The organism is Dyella terrae, assembly GCF_022394535.1.
In the GTDB taxonomy this organism is placed as follows: domain Bacteria; phylum Pseudomonadota; class Gammaproteobacteria; order Xanthomonadales; family Rhodanobacteraceae; genus Dyella.
In genome coordinates, this window is the sequence record NZ_CP089414.1 from 4448221 (window position 1) to 4468243 (window position 20023).

At 64.3% G+C, this 20023-nt stretch carries 17 protein-coding genes and 1 tRNA gene; 9 read left to right on the plus strand and 9 right to left on the minus strand.

Translation table 11 applies throughout. The annotated features are described in order from the left end of the window. The first annotated feature begins 9 nt into the window (after positions 1 to 9). The 3 genes from queE to DYST_RS19560 all read left to right on the plus strand — a co-directional run bounded on the left by queE (position 10) and on the right by DYST_RS19560 (position 1663). On the plus strand, positions 10 to 702 hold the full coding sequence (gene queE / locus DYST_RS19550; protein ID WP_239947705.1) for a 7-carboxy-7-deazaguanine synthase QueE: 693 nt from the start codon (positions 10 to 12) through the stop codon (positions 700 to 702). A 136-nt stretch (positions 703 to 838) separates the two neighbouring features. Then, entirely contained in the window at positions 839 to 1525 is a 687-nt protein-coding gene (gene queC, locus DYST_RS19555) for a 7-cyano-7-deazaguanine synthase QueC (protein ID WP_239947712.1), read from the plus strand. A gap of 62 nt (positions 1526 to 1587) precedes the next feature. Next, positions 1588 to 1663 (plus strand) — tRNA-Lys (locus tag DYST_RS19560). 63 nt (positions 1664 to 1726) lie between these two features. Here the strand turns inward: DYST_RS19560 and DYST_RS19565 are convergent. Beyond that, positions 1727 to 3160, minus strand: a complete 1434-nt coding sequence (locus tag DYST_RS19565; protein ID WP_239947714.1) for a sensor histidine kinase — start codon at positions 3158 to 3160, stop codon at positions 1727 to 1729. 359 nt (positions 3161 to 3519) lie between these two features. Between DYST_RS19565 and DYST_RS19570 the strand changes: the two genes are divergently transcribed. Next, positions 3520 to 4044, plus strand: coding sequence for a DUF3617 domain-containing protein (locus DYST_RS19570; RefSeq protein WP_158241220.1), 525 nt, complete (start codon positions 3520 to 3522; stop codon positions 4042 to 4044). A 12-nt stretch (positions 4045 to 4056) separates the two neighbouring features. Here the strand turns inward: DYST_RS19570 and phnD are convergent, their stop codons facing one another. Both phnD and DYST_RS19580 read right to left on the minus strand, forming a co-directional pair. Then, the gene (gene phnD, locus DYST_RS19575) at positions 4057 to 5118 is read right to left on the minus strand and encodes a phosphate/phosphite/phosphonate ABC transporter substrate-binding protein (protein WP_239947715.1); all 1062 of its coding nucleotides are present in this window, start codon (positions 5116 to 5118) and stop codon (positions 4057 to 4059) included. Between the two features lie 81 nt (positions 5119 to 5199). Continuing rightward, positions 5200 to 5880, minus strand: a complete 681-nt coding sequence (locus tag DYST_RS19580) for a LuxR C-terminal-related transcriptional regulator (protein WP_239947716.1) — start codon at positions 5878 to 5880, stop codon at positions 5200 to 5202. A 549-nt stretch (positions 5881 to 6429) separates the two neighbouring features. On the opposite strand from DYST_RS19580, the gene DYST_RS19585 reads away from it, so the two are divergent. Next, positions 6430 to 8196 (plus strand): type VI secretion protein IcmF/TssM N-terminal domain-containing protein, encoded by a 1767-nt coding sequence (locus tag DYST_RS19585; RefSeq protein ID WP_239947717.1) that lies wholly within the window; start codon positions 6430 to 6432, stop codon positions 8194 to 8196. 5 nt (positions 8197 to 8201) lie between these two features. Here the strand turns inward: DYST_RS19585 and DYST_RS19590 are convergent, their stop codons facing one another. The 4 genes from DYST_RS19590 to DYST_RS19605 form a co-directional block, all read right to left on the minus strand. Next, a complete protein-coding gene (locus tag DYST_RS19590; RefSeq protein ID WP_102300837.1) occupies positions 8202 to 10100 on the minus strand; it encodes a hybrid sensor histidine kinase/response regulator in 1899 nt (632 codons plus the stop codon). 376 nt (positions 10101 to 10476) lie between these two features. Continuing rightward, positions 10477 to 11214 (minus strand): TVP38/TMEM64 family protein, encoded by a 738-nt coding sequence (locus tag DYST_RS19595; protein ID WP_239947723.1) that lies wholly within the window; start codon positions 11212 to 11214, stop codon positions 10477 to 10479. Then, positions 11211 to 11768, minus strand: a complete 558-nt coding sequence (locus tag DYST_RS19600; RefSeq protein ID WP_239947725.1) for a deaminase — start codon at positions 11766 to 11768, stop codon at positions 11211 to 11213. Before DYST_RS19600 ends, DYST_RS19595 begins: the two co-directional genes overlap by 4 nt. Before the next feature lie 24 nt (positions 11769 to 11792). Beyond that, complete coding sequence (locus DYST_RS19605; RefSeq protein WP_239947727.1) at positions 11793 to 13577, minus strand: glutamine--tRNA ligase/YqeY domain fusion protein; 1785 nt, start codon at positions 13575 to 13577, stop codon at positions 11793 to 11795. 195 nt (positions 13578 to 13772) lie between these two features. On the opposite strand from DYST_RS19605, the gene DYST_RS19610 reads away from it, so the two are divergent. The 3 genes from DYST_RS19610 to msrA all read left to right on the plus strand — a co-directional run bounded on the left by DYST_RS19610 (position 13773) and on the right by msrA (position 15414). Further along, positions 13773 to 14051, plus strand: a complete 279-nt coding sequence (locus DYST_RS19610; RefSeq protein WP_102300833.1) for a DUF2007 domain-containing protein — start codon at positions 13773 to 13775, stop codon at positions 14049 to 14051. Positions 14052 to 14175: 124 nt separating this feature from the next. After that, positions 14176 to 14697, plus strand: coding sequence for an adenine phosphoribosyltransferase (locus tag DYST_RS19615; protein WP_102301089.1), 522 nt, complete (start codon positions 14176 to 14178; stop codon positions 14695 to 14697). 75 nt (positions 14698 to 14772) lie between these two features. After that, a complete protein-coding gene (msrA, locus tag DYST_RS19620; protein ID WP_239947728.1) occupies positions 14773 to 15414 on the plus strand; it encodes a peptide-methionine (S)-S-oxide reductase MsrA in 642 nt (213 codons plus the stop codon). 25 nt (positions 15415 to 15439) lie between these two features. Here the strand turns inward: msrA and DYST_RS19625 are convergent, their stop codons facing one another. Both DYST_RS19625 and oxyR read right to left on the minus strand, forming a co-directional pair. Continuing rightward, positions 15440 to 16036, minus strand: coding sequence for a hypothetical protein (locus DYST_RS19625; RefSeq protein WP_239947730.1), 597 nt, complete (start codon positions 16034 to 16036; stop codon positions 15440 to 15442). A gap of 7 nt (positions 16037 to 16043) precedes the next feature. Then, the gene (oxyR, locus tag DYST_RS19630) at positions 16044 to 16988 is read right to left on the minus strand and encodes a DNA-binding transcriptional regulator OxyR (protein WP_102300831.1); all 945 of its coding nucleotides are present in this window, start codon (positions 16986 to 16988) and stop codon (positions 16044 to 16046) included. A gap of 192 nt (positions 16989 to 17180) precedes the next feature. Here oxyR and DYST_RS19635 point away from each other — a divergent pair, with 192 nt between their 5' ends. After that, positions 17181 to 19865 carry a M1 family metallopeptidase gene (locus DYST_RS19635; protein WP_239947732.1) on the plus strand — a complete coding sequence of 895 codons (2685 nt, stop codon included), beginning with the start codon at positions 17181 to 17183 and terminating at the stop codon, positions 19863 to 19865. The last annotated feature ends 158 nt before the right edge of the window (positions 19866 to 20023 follow it).

The following is a 20023-nucleotide window of genomic DNA, read 5'->3' on the forward strand; positions in this document are numbered from 1 at the left end:
GCTGTTGTCGTGACTGGCAGTAACACGAACGTGGCTCCCACCACGTCGACGCAGGCGCCCGCTGAGCGCCTGCGCATTACCGAGATCTTCCACTCCATCCAGGGCGAGGCGGATGCCATCGGCTGGCGCACTGTCTTCGTGCGTTTGACCGGCTGCCCGCTGCGTTGCGTGTGGTGCGATACCGAATATTCTTTCTACGGTGGCGACTGGCGCGCGATCGACGACATCGTGGCCGACGTGGCCTCGCATGGCGCCAAGCACGTGTGTGTGACGGGCGGCGAGCCGCTGGCGCAGAAGCGCTGTCTGATCCTGTTGAAGCGGTTGTGCGACGCCGGCTACGACGTATCGCTGGAAACCTCCGGTGCGCTGGACGTGTCGCCGGTGGATCCACGCGTTCGCAAAGTGATGGACCTCAAGGCCCCGGATTCGGGCGAGGCCGCTCGCAACCTGTGGTCGAACCTCGAGCATCTGTTGCCGCATGATCAGGTGAAGATCGTCATCGCCAGCCGCGCGGATTACGAATGGGCGCGCGACGTCGTCGCCGAACACCGGATCACCGAGCGCTGCATGGTGTTGTTTTCACCCGTGCACGGCGCCATCAAGCCCTGTGAGCTGGCGGAATGGATCATTGAGGACAAGCTCGACGTGCGTTTCCAACTGCAGCTCCACAAACTGCTGTGGAACGACGAGCCGGGGCACTGACGCGCATCTGCGCGCAGCACGAGGCTGCTTGGCCCCGTCGCTGACGTCCCCCTAGAATTTCCGCGTGCCGGCCTGTGTTGCTGGTGGCGCTTGTCGGCCGGATCACCGGCCTGAACCTTTGAGTGGAAGTCATCCCATGTCTGAAACCTCTCCCCGCAAGGCCGTCGTGCTCGTTTCCGGCGGCATGGACTCGGCGGTCACCATCGCCATCGCCCGCGAACAGGGCTATCAGGTGCATGCGCTTAGCGTGGCCTATGGCCAGCGGCACAACGCCGAGTTGGCGGCTTCTGAGCGGGTGTCCGGCCTACTGGGCGCCGTCGAGCACAAGACGGTGTTCGTGGATCTGCGCACCATCGGTGGTTCCGCGCTCACCGCGGACATCGACGTGCCGCTCGATCAGACGGGCGAGCAGGGCATCCCGGTGACCTACGTGCCTGCCCGCAACACCATCATGCTGTCCATCGCCCTGGGCTGGGCTGAAGTGCTGGGTTCCGCCGATATCTGGTGCGGTGTGAACGCGGTGGACTATTCGGGCTATCCCGACTGCCGTCCCGCCTTCATCGAGGCCTTTGAGCAGCTGGCGAACGTCGCGACCAAGGCCGGTGTGGAAGGGGCGGGCATCCGCATCCATGCGCCGCTGATGCGCATGAGCAAGGCTGATATTGCCCGCGAAGGTCAGCGACTGGGCGTGGATTTCTCCGAGACGGTCAGCTGCTATCAGGCGGATGCCGAGGGCCGCGCCTGTGGCCACTGCGACGCCTGCCACCTCAGGGCCCAGGGATTCAGCGCCGCCGGCCTGCCCGATCCCACGCGCTATGCCTGAACGGGCCTCGCTTGTGCCGTGAGCCTCCAGCCCATAAAATATCGGGCTAGCTTTTGAAGTGTGGGCCGTTAGCTCAGTTGGTAGAGCAGTAGACTTTTAATCTATTGGTCGATGGTTCGAATCCATCACGGCCCACCAAATAAACGAAAAGACCCGCGGAAACGCGGGTCTTTTTTTGTTTCGAGATAGTGTGGGCGTAGCTCAGCTCGCTTGCCGCCAGGTGGCGGGCGCCTGTTTCTGCGGGCTGGTGGAGTGGCGTTCCATGACCGGCATGCGTGGCAGGTCGAACCAGAAGGTGCTGCCGCGTCCGGGTTCCGAGCGCAGGCCGATGCGAGTGCCCAGCAATCGGGCGAGGCGTTCAGCGATGGCGAGGCCAAGCCCGTAACCGCCGCGCCGTTCGCTTTCACCGGCCTGCAATTGCACGAATTCCTCGAAGATGCGCTGCTGGTGGATCACGGCGATGCCTGTGCCGTTATCCCGCACTTCAATACGGATGGATTGGCCGCGGCGGCGCGCGGCGATAAGTACGCGTCCTGCCGGGGCATTGGCAATGGCGTTGCTGGCCAACTGATAGAGCAGGCTGGCTGCGACGTCTGCGTCACCGTGCAACTGGTGACGGCTGCCTCGCCATGTGAGCGTGACTTGCTGCTGCACGGCTTCGTGATTGAGCGAGGTGCGATCGCGCATGAACAGCTCGGCGGCGGTGAAGCCGACGGGTTTCACTGCGATCACGCCGGCGTCGAGCCGGGAGATTTCCAGAAGCGCATCCAGCAGGCGCGTCATCGATGCAATGCTGCCGCGCATCTGCTGGAACAGTGACTGCTGCTCCTGGCTGGCATTCTGGTCGAGGCCAGCGGCGAACAGTTCCAGCGCCTGCAGCGGCTGCCGGAAATGATGGCTGACCAGGGCGATAAACTGCGATTTGCTGCGCGTGGCGGCCTGGCTCTGGCGCAGGCGATCCAGCGCCTCCACGGCGTTGTCGTGCTGCATCGCGCTCCAGTCGCGGCGTTGCTCCTCCTGCAGTTCGGAAAGACGTTGCAGGCTCTTGCGCAATTCAATGAACTCGGTGGCGGCCGGCGTATTGTCGAGCTGCGGGTGTCGTGCATTGACCAACTCGTGCACCGCATAGCGCACCTGTGACAGCGGCTCGAGCACGCGATGGCGAATGGATACACGCGCCAGCCAGGCGAGCACCAGTACACCTGTCGCGCATAGCGCGCCTAGCAACCAGACCATGGCCTGTGCCTGGTGCAGGGGGTGCGTATCCACCTGCATGCTCACCCATGACGAGGCGCTGCCATGGGGTTGAACCTCACTGCGGTAGGTAGCGCCGTTGCCGGCGGTGCCGCTGCTCCACAGGGTGCCGTCCGAACCGTGCCACTCCACCCGCACGACCCGATCTTCCTTGCCCTCCTGCAGGGTCCGGTCCAGCGCGGCCTGGGATGGGGCGCCGCTGGTGGCATCCAGTTCGCCCGCAAGCCGTGCCAGCCGCAGGCTGGCCGTGGCATCGACGCGTTCGGCCAGGTTGTGGGTCTGCTGCACGCACAGCGCCAGGATCAGCGCCAGGGCGGCGATGGTGCTGGGCAAAACCACATCGATGAACAGGCGGGGCAACACATGTGCGCGCGGTTCCATGCGTCATCCCTCCCCGACACAGCCGCACGCCGGCGGCAGGGGCGTACATCGCTCCTGGGGCCTTCGGTGCTGGCACATGCAGATTGAAGACATGATGGCGCGGAATTCCGGCAGTCAGGGGATGAAAAAAACCATGAGGCGCGCCGCAGCGCGGAGTCGCCCTGATTGGCACTGTAAAGAAACGCTGCGAACCCTTCGATACCCACTTCGTTCTAGCGCGAGGCGCCATAGTGCGAATGGTCTATGGGGCCCTGAACGAGGGGGCATGTTGCGATGCGAAATGCGCCGGCATGACGCCGGACGCATTTGGCGCTACCTTGCCACCCGCATGCCCACCCCTGGGCGAATTGGAGAACCCCATGTCCTCACGTTGTCGCTGGTTGGTCGCCGTTTCCTTGCTGGGTATGGCCAGTGTCGTTCTGGCGCAGGATATCCCCGCCAACATGCCCAAGCGCAAACCGGGTCTGTGGGACATGCAGACCTCCGGCATGGGCGGCCAGCCCCAGACCACCAAGTTCTGCCTTGACGCGGACACCGACACGGCGATGTACAAGATGGGCACGCACATGAGCGGCCAGATGTGCAGCAAGTTCAAGATCGACGTGCAGGGCAGCAACAAGGTCGTGACGGACGCTGTCTGCAAGATCAATACGCCCAACGGTGCGGTCAACATGACCAGCCATAGCGAAACCACCTACCAGGGTGACAGCGCCTATTCGACCCAGGGCCACATCACCTACGACCCCGCCATCATGGGCCACGCCGACATGACCGTGACCAGCACGGGCCGCTGGGTGGGGCAGTGCGCGGCTGGCCAGAAGCCGGGTGACATGATCATGGCCAACGGCCAGACCCTCAACATCAAGGACATGCCGGGCCACTAAGGGGCGCGACAGTCACGGAGAGCTGGGCGCCATCAACTGGCGCACCAGCGCCTCGTGCTCGGCATCGATCTTCTTGAGGCGAGCCTGCATGGCGGCGTCGCTGACCCATTGCGCACTATAAGCGCGCCGGCGGTCGAGGTTGAATTCGATATCGGCGAAAGGCACTAGCGTCTCGTTGCCGGTGGGTGTGAAGCCGCTGATGTCGTGGATGAGGTGCAGCTTCGCCAGCTCCGCCTGGGCGTTCTTGCCCTTGGCATACGAGGTGAGCGCTGCGGCGACACGCTGGCGCAGGTCGGCGGGAAGGTCCGTGCGGATCACCACCACGGCATGGGGAATCAGGCTGGACGTCCATAGCACGCGCAGGCGTGCGTACTGGTCGGGAAACCGTTCCGCGAATCGTTCGAGATCAGCGGTATTGTTGGTGGCGACGTCGGCCTCGTTGTTGGCGACGGCGAGTGCATTGTTCTGGTGGTTGTCGACGGTGACGTTGGCAAAGAAGGTGTCCGAATCCAGCCGGCGGTTGGCGAACACCTGGGTTTCGGGCACGAGATAGCCGGAGACCGACAACACTTCCCCGCGTGCATAGCGCAGCTTGCCCGGCTGCTTGAACAGGTCGTCCAGGCTGCGCAGCGGCGAGTCCCTGGGCACGAGCAGCACCGAGTAGTAGCCACGCGAGCCGTTGCTGCGCGTGAGCTGGGCGATCACCTGCATGCGATCGTGGATCACCGCGTCCAACGCGAGTCGGCCGGAGACAAAGGCGAAGTCCACGCGCTCCTCGGCCATGGCCTCGCCCAGTCCTTCATACGTGCTTACCGACAGGCTGCGGATGGGCAGGTGCAGCGTGTGGCTGAGGTCGTCGAGCATCGGGCGCCAGGCGGCCAACGACTCGGAGGGGCCGCCGATGGGCAGGATGCCGAAGGTCAGCCCGTTGATGTGCCCGGTGGCATGCGCCGGATCGGCCCAGGCGGACGTACCGCCAAGCAGAGTGAGCAGGAGCAACACCGCGACCCGCGCGCAGGCCAAGCGCACGCGGTTGGCGTTTCTGCGATAGCTTGCGATCCTTTCCTTCGACACGGCGTGATCCCCGAATAGATCAGAGCATCCCGGCGAACATGGGCTGGCGCTAGCGATAGTCCGTAAGGTGGAAGTACCCGGTCAGAGGCCGCTGATGCGTCGCGAAGCGACCACGGCTTCGACCCGGTTGCGTACATTGAGCGCCCGGAAAATGGCAGCAAGGTGAATTTTCACCGTGCCCTCGCTGATGCCGAGATCCCGTGCGATGAGCTTGTTTGGCTTGCCTTGCGAAAGCAGGCGCAGCACATCGATCTGCCGCTCCGTGAGCAACTTGCGGAGCCGTTCTTCCAGAGAGTCGGCAGCGCTGGACGCTGTTTGTGCGGCCACGGCAGCGGGTGCGGAGACCGGTCCATCGGCGCGCTCCTGCAAGAGCAGCGGAGGCACGTAGACGCCGCCCGACAGCACCAAGCGTACGGCGGATAGCATGATATCCGGCGAATAGGCCTTGGGAATGAAGCCCTGCACGCCCATGGCCAGCAGGCTTTTCATCAGCGCGCCGTCTTCGGAACCGGAGAGCACCATCACGGGAACCTGCGGGAGGTGCTCGATCACCTCGGCCAGATGCTCGCTGCCCTGCACGCCGGGCATGGCCAAGTCGATGAGCGCGAGGGATAGCGACGAGGCCTCCGGCGCATGAATCGCTGCGCGAAGTTCCGCCATGTCCATGGCAGTGACAAAGGACGTATCCGGCCCAAGCTCGGTCAGCTTGAGCTTGACACCTTCGACAATCAGTCGATGGTCGTCTGCGATCAATATACGCATGTCGTTCCCCATGGCGCCCGCGGCTCTTCCATTGCCGCACATCCGGCCTGCGCAACATAGCCCCACGCTGTGTGCGCGGCAACCTCAAAGAGCGTACGAACGACATAGTCTCAACGAGATATGGCCGGCCTGACGGTCGATCGCGAAAATTTACTTACCGCGATGGGGGTGTTGCTCAACGGGCGTCGTGCTTCGGTGAAGGTGAAAAACGGGTGGAGCGTGCAGGCTGACCTGTCGCATACCGAACACCGATTATCCCGGCACGATATGCGCGTTGCGCCACGTGCGACCGACCGGCCTGTGCCGGCGGCGTACTGCACTTAGCCCCTTTCCAACGTTTTGGAGCCTCTGGCATGCCGGGCATGATGCTCGTGCCGGTCGGTGGTTTGCCATGGATGGCCTCTTCTCCCCCGCACGGAGCGGGTTCCCCATTTCCATGCGGGTTGGCGCCCGCATGCTCCCAGGTCGGCACGACGGCGTATATCGTCGTAGACTTCGGCGGGCATCCCCGATCGGCACAGGGAGTTCCGCTCGGGGCCATGGAGCAACATGCAACAGGCTTTGACGGCTATCGACGCCATGCGGCTGCTGGAATGTTTCGCACCTTTGTTCGCCTATGGCTTACTGATCGACGAGCAGGCGGCAAGCCAGAATCTCTCTGACGACGAATGGCCGTCCGTACACGCTCGCGCACTCGCGCTGGTGGACCAGGGGCGTGGCGCGGCCTTCGCACGCGGCAAGCCGTTGGCCGAAGTGGAGTTGGCGGCGTTCGCCGCCGTGGCTTGGCTGGACGAGATCGCGGCCCGGCGCGGCGGATGGGGCAGTGGGGTTGGCCCGTTGCAGCAGGTGCTATTCCGCACGGGAAGTGCGGCCACGGAATTCTTCGATCAGCTCGGCCGGCTGGACAGCGGCGAGGAAGAAGTGCGCGAGGTCTTCAGCATGGCCCTGCTGCTCGGGTTCTCTGGCCAGTACTACTACGAACAAGGTGACGGCGGCGAACTCGGCCGCATCAAGGCGCTGTATTGCCCGGCGGGCGCGAATGCACTGGTCGTGTTGCAATCGCTACAGCGCGAGTCGGTGACGCCGCAGCCCTACATGACGCCAGGGTCGCCAGTGCTGCGCCTGCCGGGAACCTGGCTGGGGCGCCGGCTGGCGCAACTGGTGGCCACGCTCGTCGTGTTGTTGGTATTCGTCGCTTTCGTGGCGCCTGTTTTCAGCCAGGGTGTATCGGAGCAGGCATGGTTCATGGGCGGCATCATCGTGGCCGTCCTCGGTGTGGTCGGCTGGATAGGCGCGCTTGCCTGGCAATCGCTGGTGATGATGCGGGCGCATACACGCGTGGCGGACAGCACCGACTCCGGCTATGGCATCGGCAGTTTTTCCGCCGCGGTGAAGGATGCCGCTCGCCGTCTGCGCGGCGCGATTCTCCATCCGTTTCGTCGCAGCGGCCGGTGGCGTCAGTTGTCCCGCCATCCCTGGTTGCTGTTCGTTGGCGACAGCGCCGCCGACGTACGCTCGTTGTTGCAGGCCGCTGCTGCTTCACCCCACGCGCGCGAACTGTCGCGCGCCAATGACACGCGACCGTGGCATTGGTGGGTGTTTCGCTCGCTGGTGGCGATCGAGCCTGGCCCGCGCCTGTCTTCTCCCCATGCGGCCATCGGCGACGGTGATGCGCCCTGGTCGAAGGCTCTGTTGCTGCTGGCGAAGGAGCGTCGCAAGTTGCCGCTGGATGGTTTGGTCATCTGCATGGCGGCACAGAGCCTGCGCGAATCGGAGGCTGCTGTCGCTATATACGCGGATCGCCTGCATCGACTGGCGGTCGAGGCCACGCGGCGTCTCCAACTGCAGCTTCCGGTCTACGTGGTGGTGACCGGCCTCGAGGCATTGCCTGGTCATGCTGCCTTTCGTTCCATGCTGCCTGCTTCGGTATTCCGTCGCGTGCTTGGATGGCGGCATGCCAGCTCTGTGCGTGATGGTGTGCTGGATGGACGCATGGAGGTGCAAGCAGACGCGGTGACTGAGCGACTGATATCCGCGGCGCTCGCCGTGCTGGCGATGGAGCGTGATCCGCACAAGCGGCGCGAGGCGTTTGCCTTCCTGCAGTCGCTGCATGGCGTGCAGCGTGGGCTACGCGGCTTCGTCGAGCGCTTGCAGGCCAACGAAGCCGGCGGCGAGCGTCGCCTGCACTGGCAGGGCCTGTACGTTACGGGCGGCTCGCGCAACGACGCACCGGGCGGCGATTTCGTCGACGATCTCTTCAATCGCTTCCTGCCGGCTGACCGCGTGCTTGCCCGGCGCGTCGCTCCGAAAAGCTGAGCCGGTCAGGCTGTGGCGCGTGATCCGCTCCAGGCATCCATCAGCGCTTCGCGCAACTGCTCCGGCGACACGGGTTTGTAAAGCACGGGAATGCGCGCCGCCATGATTTCACGCAGCCGGTCGCTGCGCGTTTCGCCGGTGATGAGCAGGCGCGGGAAGGGCGGATTGCCGTCGATCTGGTAATGCGCGTCCAGGGCGGCGAGCACATCAAGGCCGCTTTCACCGTCACGCAGACGCAGGTCGGAGATCACTATATCCGGCGGTTCATTCCATTCCTCCGCCGCCTGTAGCGCCTGTATGCGATCCTCCGCGACCGCTACTTTGCATCCCCAACTGGTAAGCAGATAGCGAATGCCGGAAAGGATGGCGGGTTCGTCATCGATCACCAGCACACGCATGCCGGACACGTCGGGCGACGATGGCGTGGCAGTTGCCGCCACGATTTGCTGCGCGGGGACTTCCGGCAGGTGAAAACTGAACACGCTGCCACGCCGCGGTTTGGACTTCAGCTGCACGCGCGTGTCGAGCAGTTCGGCCAGTCGCTGCACCGTGGCCAGGCCCAAGCCTAGGCCCCGGCGCCGGCTGACATCGTGTTCGTTGCCGTGGCACTCCACGCGGTAGAACTCATCGAACACGCGTACCTGGTGCTCCGGCGCGATGCCGATGCCGGTATCCCATATGTCCACCCGCACCGTGCCGTCTTCGCGGCGGCGCGCCACCACCAGCACGCCGCCTCGGCTGGTATAGCGCAAGGCGTTGCTCACCAGGTTGTTGAGAATGCGCGAGAGCATCGTGCGGTCGCTGCGCACCCACAGGTCGGTCGTGCGCATGATCAGGCGCAGGCCATGCTGCTCGGCGATCATGCGGAAATTGCGGCTGACTTCCTGGAAGACTTGATCCAGTGGGAACTCGGCGATCTCGATCTGCATGGCGCCGGTTTCCAGGCGTGACAGGTCAAGCAGTTCGCTGAAGAGGTGGTCCAGTGCTTCCACGCACTCCTGGATATGCGCGATGCGATCCAGGCGGATAGGGTCGCGTTCGTCCTCAGCGAGCGCCGAGGAGAACAGCGTCAAGGCATAGAGCGGCTGGCGCAGGTCGTGCGATGCGGCGGCGAGGAAGCGTGCCTTGGCGACGCTTGCAGCTTCGAGCGCGGCATTCTTGCGCGCTAGTTCAACGGTGGCATGTTCGATCTCGCTCTCCATGCCGCGCTGCACGTCGAACAAGGCCATCGCCGCGCTGTTGAAGCCTCGTTGCAGTTCGCCAATCTCGGTCAGGTCAGTGACTTCCACTTCGACGTGGCGGTCGCCGCGACCGAGCTGGTGCACGGCGTCCACGAGCCGCCGTAGCGGGGCGCTGATCCAGCGAGCGGCCTGCCAGGCAATGATCGCCGCCAAGAGCAGGCTGATCGCCAGCGCCACCATGGCGTGACGCAGGCTGGCCTGCTGCATGGCGATGGCGTCGCGCAGGCTGACGTCCACCACGACGGACCCCAGCACGGGTTGGCCCGGGCGATCCGTATCCACGACGTCACGTACCACAGTCAGGCTTTCGCTGTTGTCGGCGCCGCTGCGTCCCAGGCTGTCAGCCAGGATTTCGCCATCAGCGGCGCGGATCTGCACGCGGGCGACGTGGGGCAGGTCACCGATGGATTCAGCGATACGTACGAGTTCGCGTCGTTGCATGTCACGCAGCGGCGCGGCAGTGACGGAAGCCGCCTGGGTCGCAATGGCATCGGCGGTGTTTTGCGCCATGCCGCGCAGGGTCATCAACTGCTGCGGCGCAAGCATCGCGACCAGCAGTGTTGCTGTCGCCAGGGTGGGCACGAGGGCGACGAGCGCAAGCCGCTGCATCAGCGACGTGCGACGCCACCATTGCACCGTACGGGAATTGGCCCCTGTACCCATTGGATCCCCTGAGGATGCTCTGATCTATTCAACGTGGGTGTCACCGGTTCTATTTGCCTGCCGCTGTGTGCTGCGTTGGTGAAGGCAGGCTGGTGGCCTGTCGATACAGCGCGGCGCGCAGCGGCAGGCAAACAGAGCCGGCCCTGCGGGTGATGTCCAGAAAGCCCCCATGCCGCAGTGCGCAACTTGCCCAGGCAACCAGCCTGGGCTGCGTCACGCCCTGCACCCTGCGGGCTTTCTGGACATCATGCCACCCGCGTTGAATAGATCAGAGCATCCCTTACACCCATCAAGCGTCAGGCGTGGTCAGCCTAGCGCGATTCACCGGGCCAGGCAGCAGGCCGACTGGTGTAGCCCGTCGGCTAGGGCGATGGGCTCAATCCTGCGAATGAGCCGGTGCGTTGCCTAAAGCGTTCCGATGCCGACGACGCACAATACGCTCCACCAGCAGCGGGAGCAGGGCCAGCAGCGCGATGGCGGAGATCGGCATCCATACGCGGGGTTGCATCAGCAGGCCCAGCCCGAAGTGCCCATGGCTTTGCGCCAGCGCGTCCCCAAGACCTGCACCGATCGATGTCTCGAAGATCAGGGAGACCGTGCCGCCCAGCCAACTGGCGCCCAGGAATAGCCACAGCGGGCAACGTAGCCAGGCCAGTGCCACCGTGATGAGGCCGAACGGCGCCACAGGCACGAAGCGCAGGAACATGGTGTAGGCCACCGGATGCCGCTCAAAGCCGTGATGTAGTTTGTCCACCAGGGCAGGAGGGTGCTTGCTGCCCGCGCCGAAGGCGTAGCGGCTGGCCAGGAACAGGATCAGCGTGCCCAGCGTCAGCCCGATGGACGAGTAGATGCTGCCTTCCACCACCCCGAAAGCAAAGCCGCCGGCCATGATGATGATGACGGTGCCCGGCACGCCGGTGGACATGGCTAGCGTCAGCAGGCCGATGAAGGTGATCCGGCTAAGCCACGGGGCGGTGGCGATGTTGGCGCGCATCTGGGCCTGATGCTGCACCAATTGCTCGGGGTGCAGGCGATCCATCAGGCCTGAGCTGAACAAAGCGATGCCGGCGATGACCAGCAGAATCAGCGGCAGGGCGGCACGCAGGCGGCTCAATAGTGCTGTCCGCTCTGGCCATAGGCCGCCAGCACGCCGCGCGCCTGCTCGCGCAGGATGTCGCGCCGCACAGCAATGCCGCGCTTCTCGAGTTCGCCGATCCAGTCTGCGGGCAGCGGACCTTCGTCAAACTCCGTGAGTTCTTCCACGTCCTCGGCGCGCGCGCCGATCAGCAGTTCATCCACGCCGGCCCATACGGTGGCGCCGTAGCACTGGCAGCACGGCTGCGCGCTGGTGGCCAGGGAGTAGTGGCCACCGTCCGCATTGAGGCGGAACGCTGCGAGGCGCTGTTGGGCGCTCATGTAGGCCATCATTTCCGCGTGCGCGACGGAGCACGTCTGCGGCACCACGCGATTGACGCCCACGGACACGACGCGTCCCTGTCCATCGAACACCGCCGCACCGAACGGGCCGCCGTGGCTCCGCTCGACGTTCAGGCGTGAAAGTTCGATAGCGAGAGCCACGCGTTCCTCGTCAGTGACGTAGCGCTTGTTGGTGTCGACCACATCGCCGATCCACGGCGGCAGGGTCAGGTGAATTTGTTGAGGGAGCATGCAGCCTTCCTTGTGATGCAGATGTCAGCCGGCCTGCTTGGTCCACGCGTCACGCAGCGTGACAGTGCGGTTGAAAACAGGCTTGCCGGCGGTGTGATCGATACGGTCGGCGACAAAATAACCCAGGCGCTCGAACTGGAATCGCTGTTCCGGGTCGACGTTTGCCGCTGCCGGCTCCAGCCATGCCGTGACGATGCGCTTGGCCTCCGGGTTGATGTGCTCTATCCACGTCTTGCCGTCGGTCTCGTCGTCCGGGTCCGGCACATTGAACAGGCGGTCGTACACGCGCACTTCGGTGGACACGCCATGCTTGGCGCTGACCCAGTGAATGGTGCCCTTCACTTTGCGATCGGCGCCCGGCATACCCTGGCGCGATTCGAGATCCAGCGAGCAGCGCAGTTCGATGACGTTGCCGTCGGCATCCTTCACCATCTCCTCGCACTTCGCGATGCCGACGCCACGCAGGCGTACTTCGCCTTCGGGCTTGAGACGATGAAAGCCCTTCGGCGGCACTTCGGCGAAATCCTCGCGCTCAATCCACAGCTCGCGCGAGAACGGCACGCTGCGCGTGCCGAAGCTCTCGTCCTTCGGATGATTGGAGAACGTGAGCTGTTCTTCGTGGCCTTCCGGCAGGTTGGTGATCACCAACTTGAGCGGATCGAGCACAGCCATGCGGCGCGGCGCGGAAGCGTCGAGATCTTCGCGCACGCAGTTCTCAAGAATCGAGTAATCGATGATGCTGTTCTGCTTGCTCACACCCAGTCGTTCGATGAGCAGGCGCAGGCCACCAGGCGTGAAGCCACGGCGACGCAGGCCGCGCAGCGTGTTCATGCGCGGATCGTCCCAGCCGTCCACCAGATTCTCGTTCACCAACTGCGCGAGCTTGCGCTTGCTGGTAATCGAGTAGGAGAGGTTGAGGCGCGAGAACTCGATCTGTCGCGGCTTGGCCGGTTCCGTGCGGAAACCGCCTTCGCGCAGGTGCGTCCACAGCTCCGGATGATTGACCAGGTCGACCTTGTCGACGAACCAGTCGTACAGCGGGCGATGGTCTTCGAATTCCAGCGTGCACAGCGAGTGCGTGATGCCTTCCAGCGCGTCAGACAAGCAGTGCGCGTAGTCGTACATCGGATAGATCGGCCAGGCGTCGCCGGTGTTCTGATGGGTCACTTTGCGGATGCGATAGATGGCCGGGTCGCGCATGTTCATGTTGCCCGACGTCATGTCGATCTTCGCGCGCAGTGTCTTGGCGCCGTCGGCGAATTCGCCCGCGCGCATACGCTGAAACAGATCGAGGTTCTCCTCCGCGCTGCGATCGCGGAACGGCGAGTTGCGGCCGGCTTCAGTGAGGGTGCCGCGATAGGCGCGCATGTCTTCCGGGCTCAGGTCATCCACATAGGCCACGCCATCCTTGATCAGCTTGACGGCAGCGTCGTAGAACACCTCGAAATAGTCGGAGGCGTGGCGCAGGTCGTGCCACTCGTAGCCGAGCCAGCGCACGTCGTCCTTGATGCCCTCGACGAACTCCGGGTCTTCCTTGCCGGGATTGGTGTCGTCCAGGCGCAGGTTGCACCAGCCGGTGAACTCGCGGGCGATGCCGAAGTTCAGGCAGATCGCCTTGGCGTGGCCAATGTGCAGGTAGCCGTTGGGCTCGGGCGGGAAGCGCGTGCGGATGGCGTGATGCTTACCGGTAGCCAGGTCCTCGCGGATGATCTGGCGGATGAAATCCCTTTGAACATCGGCGCGTTGTCCGTCGGCCTGCGGGGCAGCGGGCGAGGCGATGGGTTCAACGGCGGCGTTTTCGGTAGACATCGGAGCTAGGCTCGTGCGCGGTAGTGGAAACAGGTGAGTTTACCCTTTCCTTAGGTGGGGGTGTCCCGTCGACTTTTCAGTTGTCTGATCGGGCAGGAACTGGACGGCAAATGGCTGCGAACGGCTGTCTTCACCCCGACAACACACCTCAAACAAGAACTTGCCCATGTGCCTCCGTGGAGCTAGCTTGAGCCCATGCGCATCGCCTACCGAGCCGAAAGCCTGATCGACGCCCATCTGGTCAAGGATGCGCTGGAGCGCGCTGAGATCCCGGCCTTCGTCTCAGGCGAGTATCTGACCGGGGCCGTGGGGCAACTGCCCGCCCTGGACTACGTTGCCGTGTTGGTTCCGGAGTCCAGCCTGGCTGCGGCGGAGCAGGTCGTGCGCGAGGTCGAGCAGGATCTCCGGGAGGCCCGGCTGGCGCTCAACGATCCCGACGAAGATCCCGACGCGCTGCAACCGGCCTTTTGCTGAGTAACGTCGCCCGGTAGCTATCCCCCCCTGCATGGATCCATGCCCGTCGCCGGTACGTCCGGGGATGCGCGTTATCCTGCCGCATTGTCCTCGACTTATCGGAGCACCGACTTTGGACGCCTCACTGCAACCGATTGCCTCGCTTATCCGCGCCGTTCCGGATTTCCCTAAGCCGGGGGTGATGTTTCGCGACATCACGCCTTTGCTGGCCGATGCGGGCGGTTTCGCGCGATGCATCGACGCGCTGGCCGAGCCTTGGCAGGGCAGTGGGGTGCAGGCTGTGTGTGGCATCGAATCGCGCGGGTTCATCTTCGGCGCTGCGTTGGCGCAGAAGCTGCACGCCGGCTTTGTCCCGCTGCGCAAACCCAACAAACTCCCGCCGCCGGTTGTGTCGGTGGATTACCAGCTCGAATACGGCATGGATCGCCTGGAGGCGCGCAATGACGCGTTGCGGCCCGGTGAAAGGGTATTGATCGTCGATGACGTACTGGCGACAGGCGGAACGCTCGCCGCCGCGCGCGCACTGGTGCTCAAACTGGGCGCGCAGTTGGTGGGCGCGAGCGTGGTGATCGAACTGGCCGAACTGCAGGGGCGCGAACGCTGGCAGCAGGACAGTACACCGCTGCACGCCTTGCTGCGTTACTAACGCAAGAGGCTCCACGCCTCGTTGGTTTGCTCGCGGGCCGCCATCGCGGGCAAGTCGAACCGCCACGGGGGGCGCATGCTCGGTACAGGCACCTTCAAGCAACGGATGCCGCAGCACGCCGATGCGTTGCCCGGCCGTGCCCATTCCATCGTGCCCTCCGCGTCGCATCATGTGCTGCACACATCGTTGCAACCCGAGGCCTTTCCGGGGGCACACGTGCTTGTCGTCGGCATGGGGTGCTTCTGGGGTGCGGAGCGCCTGTTCTGGACCGTCCCCGGCGTGTTGAGCACGTCAGCCGGTTATGCGGGTGGCTATACCGCCCATCCTACTTACGACGACGTGTGCTCGGGGCGAACCGGGCACGCCGAGGTGGTGCGTGTGGTGTACGACCCACATAACGTCGATCGCGACGCCTTGCTACGCGTGTTCTGGGAAAACCACGATCCCACGCAAGGCATGCGCCAGGGCAAAGACGTGGGTACGCCCTACCGTTCCGCTATTTACGTCAGCGACGTGCGGGAGTTGGCCGACGCCGAAGCGTCGGCACAGCGCTTTCAGAGAGAGTTGGCGCGTGCCGGTTACGGCCTGATCACCACGGAAATCGCGCTGACTAGCCCGTTCTATTTTGCCGAAGATCAGCATCAGCAGTATCTATCCAAGCACCCGGAGGGTGACTGCGGGCTGGGCGGTACCGGCGTGACGTATCCCAGGCTCTAGGCGATGGCGGCGGGCACCTGTCGTGTTACTGCGCAGGTTCCACGCTTTCCACGTAAACCAGCTCACAGGCGCCATCGCCGGTGTCGTCGCGCGTCATTGACGTGTGCCAGCGCCAGCCGCCGGGCCGGCTGGCATCGACCAGAAAGCCTTCCAGGTGGATGACTTCACCGGAGCGCACGCGCTCCAGCTCGCGACGCGCAGCGTCATCGGCAGGAATCATGTGCATGTTGGCGCTGGACTGCTCGATCTCGCGTCGTGGAATGGGAAAGTGATCCACGTGCCAGTGATAGAACCGGTTCTCCTGGCTGATCTGCACTTGCGATAGCACCGCGCTGTCGGACATACGCCCCCAGCCCAGCGCCAGATCAAGCGGAGCAAGTGAGGCGCCGGCGTCGAAGTGGTAATCCTCGCGAGACAGTACGCGCGCGGTGAGCTCGAAACGGGCACGCGTGACCAGCGTGATATCACCGCGTTGGAGAGTGGTGCCTTCGTCCAGGTCGACCTGCGTGGGCGCATCCGGCGCGAGCACACCGGGACCATGCGCGATCGGGCGGTGGTGCCACCAGTGCACGCCGCCCAGCAGGGCGATCAGCAGCAACCCGATCAGGACAACGCGCTGCATGGACCCGTCAGCGCCCCGATGAGCGTGCAGGCTTGGCGTCGGTGATATTCGGCTGCAGCAGCCCGGCGGGCAAGTCGCGGATCACCTCCGCAAAACGCTGCAGGAACGTCCCCATCGACGAGCTCTTGCGCCAGGCCAGGGCGATACGGCGGCTGGGCGGATGGCCGGCGAATTCCAGCAGGTGCACGTTGTCCGTACGGGCCACCGGCGGCTTGATGGCGAGTGTCGGCAAGAGCGTAATGCCCACGTTTGCCGCCACCATCTGGCGCAGCGTTTCCAGGCTGGTGGCGCGAAAGCCCGAGCGCTCGCCCGCGCCGGCAAGCTGACAGACTTCCAGCGCCTGGTCACGCATGCAATGGCCGTCTTCGAGCAACAGCAGGCTCTCGTCTTCCAAGTCGTCGAGCTTCAGCCGCTTCTGCTTGTGCGCGAGAGGGTGATTCTCCGGCACGGCAAGCACGAAGGGCTCTTCGAACAGGAATTCCGTGTGCAGACTTTCTTCGTGCAGCGGCAGTGCGAGGATGCCCACGTCCAACGAACCTTCGCGCAGCAGGCGGATGACCTGTTCGGTCTTTTCTTCGACCAACAGCAGCTCGAGCCTGGGGAACTGCTTGCGGACCTGCGGCACCAGATGCGGCAACAGATAAGGCCCCAGCGTAGGGAAAATCCCCAGGCGCAACGTGCCCGATTCCGGATCGCGCGTGCGTTGCGCAATCGCCTTGATCTCTTCGATCTCCGACAGCACGCCGCGCGCGCGGCGGGCGATCTCGCGTCCCGTTTCCGTCAGCAGCACCTTGCGCGGCGTGCGCTCGACCAGCGCCACGCCCAATTCGTCTTCCAGCTTCTTGATCTGGGTGGACAACGTAGGCTGGCTGACGAAGCTCGCTTCGGCTGCGCGGCCGAAATGGCGGTGTTCGGCCAGAGCCACGAGGTAGTGCAGGTCGCGCAGGTTCATGGGTGGAACCTTCCATCAGATTGATAGTTGATACCTATCATCATGGGGCTATTCATCGATCAGGGCAATGTAAAGCGGTTGGCGTGCTCAGCCGGGTCGCAAAAGGGCGCGCTCATGCCTTCTGGCACTGTGTCCAAAGTCATGGCTGCACCTAGCGTGGAGGTTTGTCTTTCCCCAGGGGAGCTCCCTCGCATGCGTCGTTTCGTCCGCCCACTCGTTCTCACCGCGCTGGCCGCCTGCTGTGGCGCCGCCCTGGCCGCTCCCGCCGCCGATGATCAGCCCCACGGCCGGTTGCCGGGTTGGGCGCAGCCCGAGTCCTATCAGCTCGACTTCAAAGTCGATCCGCGCCAGCAGGATTTCTCCGGCACCACCGTCATCAAGGTCAAGCTGACGCAGGCGTCGGATCATCTGTGGCTGCATGGGCGCGAGCTGAAGATCGGCAAGGTCACCGTTACCGACGCAGCGGGCAAGGCACACGCGGCGAAGTACGTGGAAGTGGCCCCGCAGGAAGGCGTGGTGCGCATCGATTTCGGCAGCACGCTCAAGCCGCAGGAGCTGACGCTCGCCTTTGACTACACCGCGCCGCTCAACCAGCAGTTGCAGGGTTTGTACAAGGTCAGCCACGAGGGCCAGCCCTACGCGATGACGCAGATGGAACCCATCAGCGCGCGCTTCGCTTTTCCGGGCTTCGACGAGCCCGGCTTCAAGACGCCGTTCGACATTCGCCTGACCATTCCCGACGACGAAGTGGGCGTAGCCAACACCAAGCAGGTGAAGGAAGAAGCCGCCGGCAAGGGCTGGAAGAAGCTCACCTTCTCCACCACCAAGCCGCTGCCGACCTACCTTGTCGCCTTTGGCGTGGGTCCGTGGGACGTGGTGAAGGGCCCCGACATTTCGCCGACCGCGTACCGCACCGATACGCTGGAATTGCGTGGTATCGCCGCCAAGGGCGAAGGCCATCGCATGCAGCACGTGCTGGGTGAAACGCCGAGCATCATCCACACGCTAGAGGACTACTACGGCTTCGGTTATCCGTGGGACAAGCTCGACCTGCTCGCCGCACCGGATTTCTCCGCAGGCGCGATGGAAAACCCCGGCCTGGTCACCTTCCGCGACTGGCTGCTGTTGATCGATCCGGATTCCTCGGCCAGCTACGTGCGCGGCTCGTTCAACGTCACTGCACATGAGCTGGCGCACCAGTGGACGGGCGATACCGTCACGCTCGCCTGGTGGGACGACCTGTGGCTCAACGAAGCCTTCGCCACCTGGATGCAGCAGAAGGTGACGCAGAAAGTACATCCGGAATACCGCGCTGACCTCGACCGCGTGCGCGGTGCGCAGGGTGCGATGAACGGCGACAGCCTGGTTACCACGCGCAAGATCCGCCAGCCGATCACCGGCAACGGTGACATCGAAACCGCGTTCGACGGCATCACCTATCAGAAGGGCGCCGCCGTGCTCGGCATGTTCGAAGGCTACGTGGGTGAAACCACGTTCCAGAAGGGCATGCGCGCGTACATCCAGGATCACAAGTTTGGCAACGCCACCGCTGATGACCTGATCGACGCCATCGCGAAAGCCGCCGACAAGGGCGACGACTTCAAGCAGGCTTTCAAGAGCTTCCTCAACCAGCCGGGCGTGCCCTACGTGCAGACCGAGCTGAGCCAGGACGGTGGCAAGACCGTGCTCAAGCTCAGCCAGAGTCGCTACCTGCCGGTGGGCAGCAAGGGCGATACGAGCCAAGTATGGGGCGTGCCGATGTGCGTGCGTTACGGCACGGCCAACGGCAGCAAGGTGAGCTGCGAGCTGCTCGACAAGGCCACCGGTTCCATGGTGCTCACGGACGCGAGCAAGGGCACGTGGGTGCTGCCCAACGCCAATGGCAGCGGCTACTACCGCTTCGCCATGGCGAAGAGCGACCTCACCAACCTCGGCAAGCAGATCGGCAAGCTCGACGACGCCGAACAGCTCGCCTACGCCGACGCTGTCTACGCCAGCTTCAAGCACGGTGACCTCGATGCGGGCGACATGCTCGTCGCGCTCAAGCCGCTGACGGCGTCCAAGACGCGCGAAGTGGCTGTCGCGCCGCTGGGCAGCTTCAACTGGATCTACCGCAACCTTGCACAGACCGATGCGCAGCGCGCCAAGCTCACCGCATGGGCCAAGGCCGCCTACCTGCCGCGCATGACCCAGCTCGGCTATCACCGCAAGGCGAACGAGGCCGACAGCGACTCCCTGCTGCGCAACACCCTCGCCGACGAACTCGCGTTGGTGGTCAAGCTGCCGGAAGTGCGCGCCGAACTGCTCAAGCAGGGTGACGCCGCACTGAAGCGCAAGGCCGATGGCCGCCTCGACCTCGCCGCCGCCGACCCTGACCTGATCGGCAGCGCGCTTGCCGTGGCCGTGCAGGAGCGTGGTAAGCCGGCGGTGGACGCACTCATCGCCGAACTGCCGCAGACCAGCGACCCGGCGCAGCGCAACGCCATCCTCGACGGTCTCTCGGAAGCGAACGATCCGGCACTGACCCTGCAGGTGCGCAACTTCGCCCTCGACAAGAAGGTGAAGGTGGGTGAGATGGGCATGCTGCTGCGCGGCGGCCGCGATACCCGCACCGAACGCGATGCGGCATGGCAGTGGGCTACCACCAACTACGACAAGATCGTGGATCGCACCGGCAGCTTCTCCGGCGGCAGGCTTCCCGATCTCGTCGGCGGTGGCGGTTGCTCGCAGGACGAAGCCGACCGCCTGCAGGCCTTCTTCAAGGACCGCGCGAAGCAGGTGAGCGGCGCCGAGCGCGGCCTCGCACAGGCAAGCGAAACCACCGTGCTCTGCCACGCGCTAGTACAGAAGCAGGACGCCGCAGCGATCCTGCGTTGAGTTAAGGGCTCCTCAAAGGCAGTGGAACCCCCCCGGCCGGGCGACGCAAGTCGCCCGGTTTTTTTATGCGAGCTCAACCCTTTTTCCCTCTGACACCGTTGCACTAAGACAAGGCCGCTTTTCGCGACCTTTCGCCGGCCCCTACACTGGGACGGCCC

Coding starts and splice junctions, on each gene's coding strand:
- DYST_RS19590 (WP_102300837.1), bottom strand. CDS start 10,100: ATGGGTACAGGGGCCAATTCCCGTACGGTGCAATGGTGGCGTCGCACG.
- DYST_RS19605 (WP_239947727.1), bottom strand. CDS start 13,577: ATGTCTACCGAAAACGCCGCCGTTGAACCCATCGCCTCGCCCGCTGCC.
- msrA (WP_239947728.1), top strand. CDS start 14,773: ATGCTCGGTACAGGCACCTTCAAGCAACGGATGCCGCAGCACGCCGAT.
- DYST_RS19610 (WP_102300833.1), top strand. CDS start 13,773: ATGCGCATCGCCTACCGAGCCGAAAGCCTGATCGACGCCCATCTGGTC.
- DYST_RS19600 (WP_239947725.1), bottom strand. CDS start 11,768: ATGCTCCCTCAACAAATTCACCTGACCCTGCCGCCGTGGATCGGCGAT.
- DYST_RS19585 (WP_239947717.1), top strand. CDS start 6,430: ATGCAACAGGCTTTGACGGCTATCGACGCCATGCGGCTGCTGGAATGT.
- DYST_RS19625 (WP_239947730.1), bottom strand. CDS start 16,036: ATGCAGCGCGTTGTCCTGATCGGGTTGCTGCTGATCGCCCTGCTGGGC.
- DYST_RS19580 (WP_239947716.1), bottom strand. CDS start 5,880: ATGCGTATATTGATCGCAGACGACCATCGACTGATTGTCGAAGGTGTC.
- DYST_RS19635 (WP_239947732.1), top strand. CDS start 17,181: ATGCGTCGTTTCGTCCGCCCACTCGTTCTCACCGCGCTGGCCGCCTGC.
- queC (WP_239947712.1), top strand. CDS start 839: ATGTCTGAAACCTCTCCCCGCAAGGCCGTCGTGCTCGTTTCCGGCGGC.
- DYST_RS19570 (WP_158241220.1), top strand. CDS start 3,520: ATGTCCTCACGTTGTCGCTGGTTGGTCGCCGTTTCCTTGCTGGGTATG.
- oxyR (WP_102300831.1), bottom strand. CDS start 16,988: ATGAACCTGCGCGACCTGCACTACCTCGTGGCTCTGGCCGAACACCGC.
- DYST_RS19565 (WP_239947714.1), bottom strand. CDS start 3,160: ATGGAACCGCGCGCACATGTGTTGCCCCGCCTGTTCATCGATGTGGTT.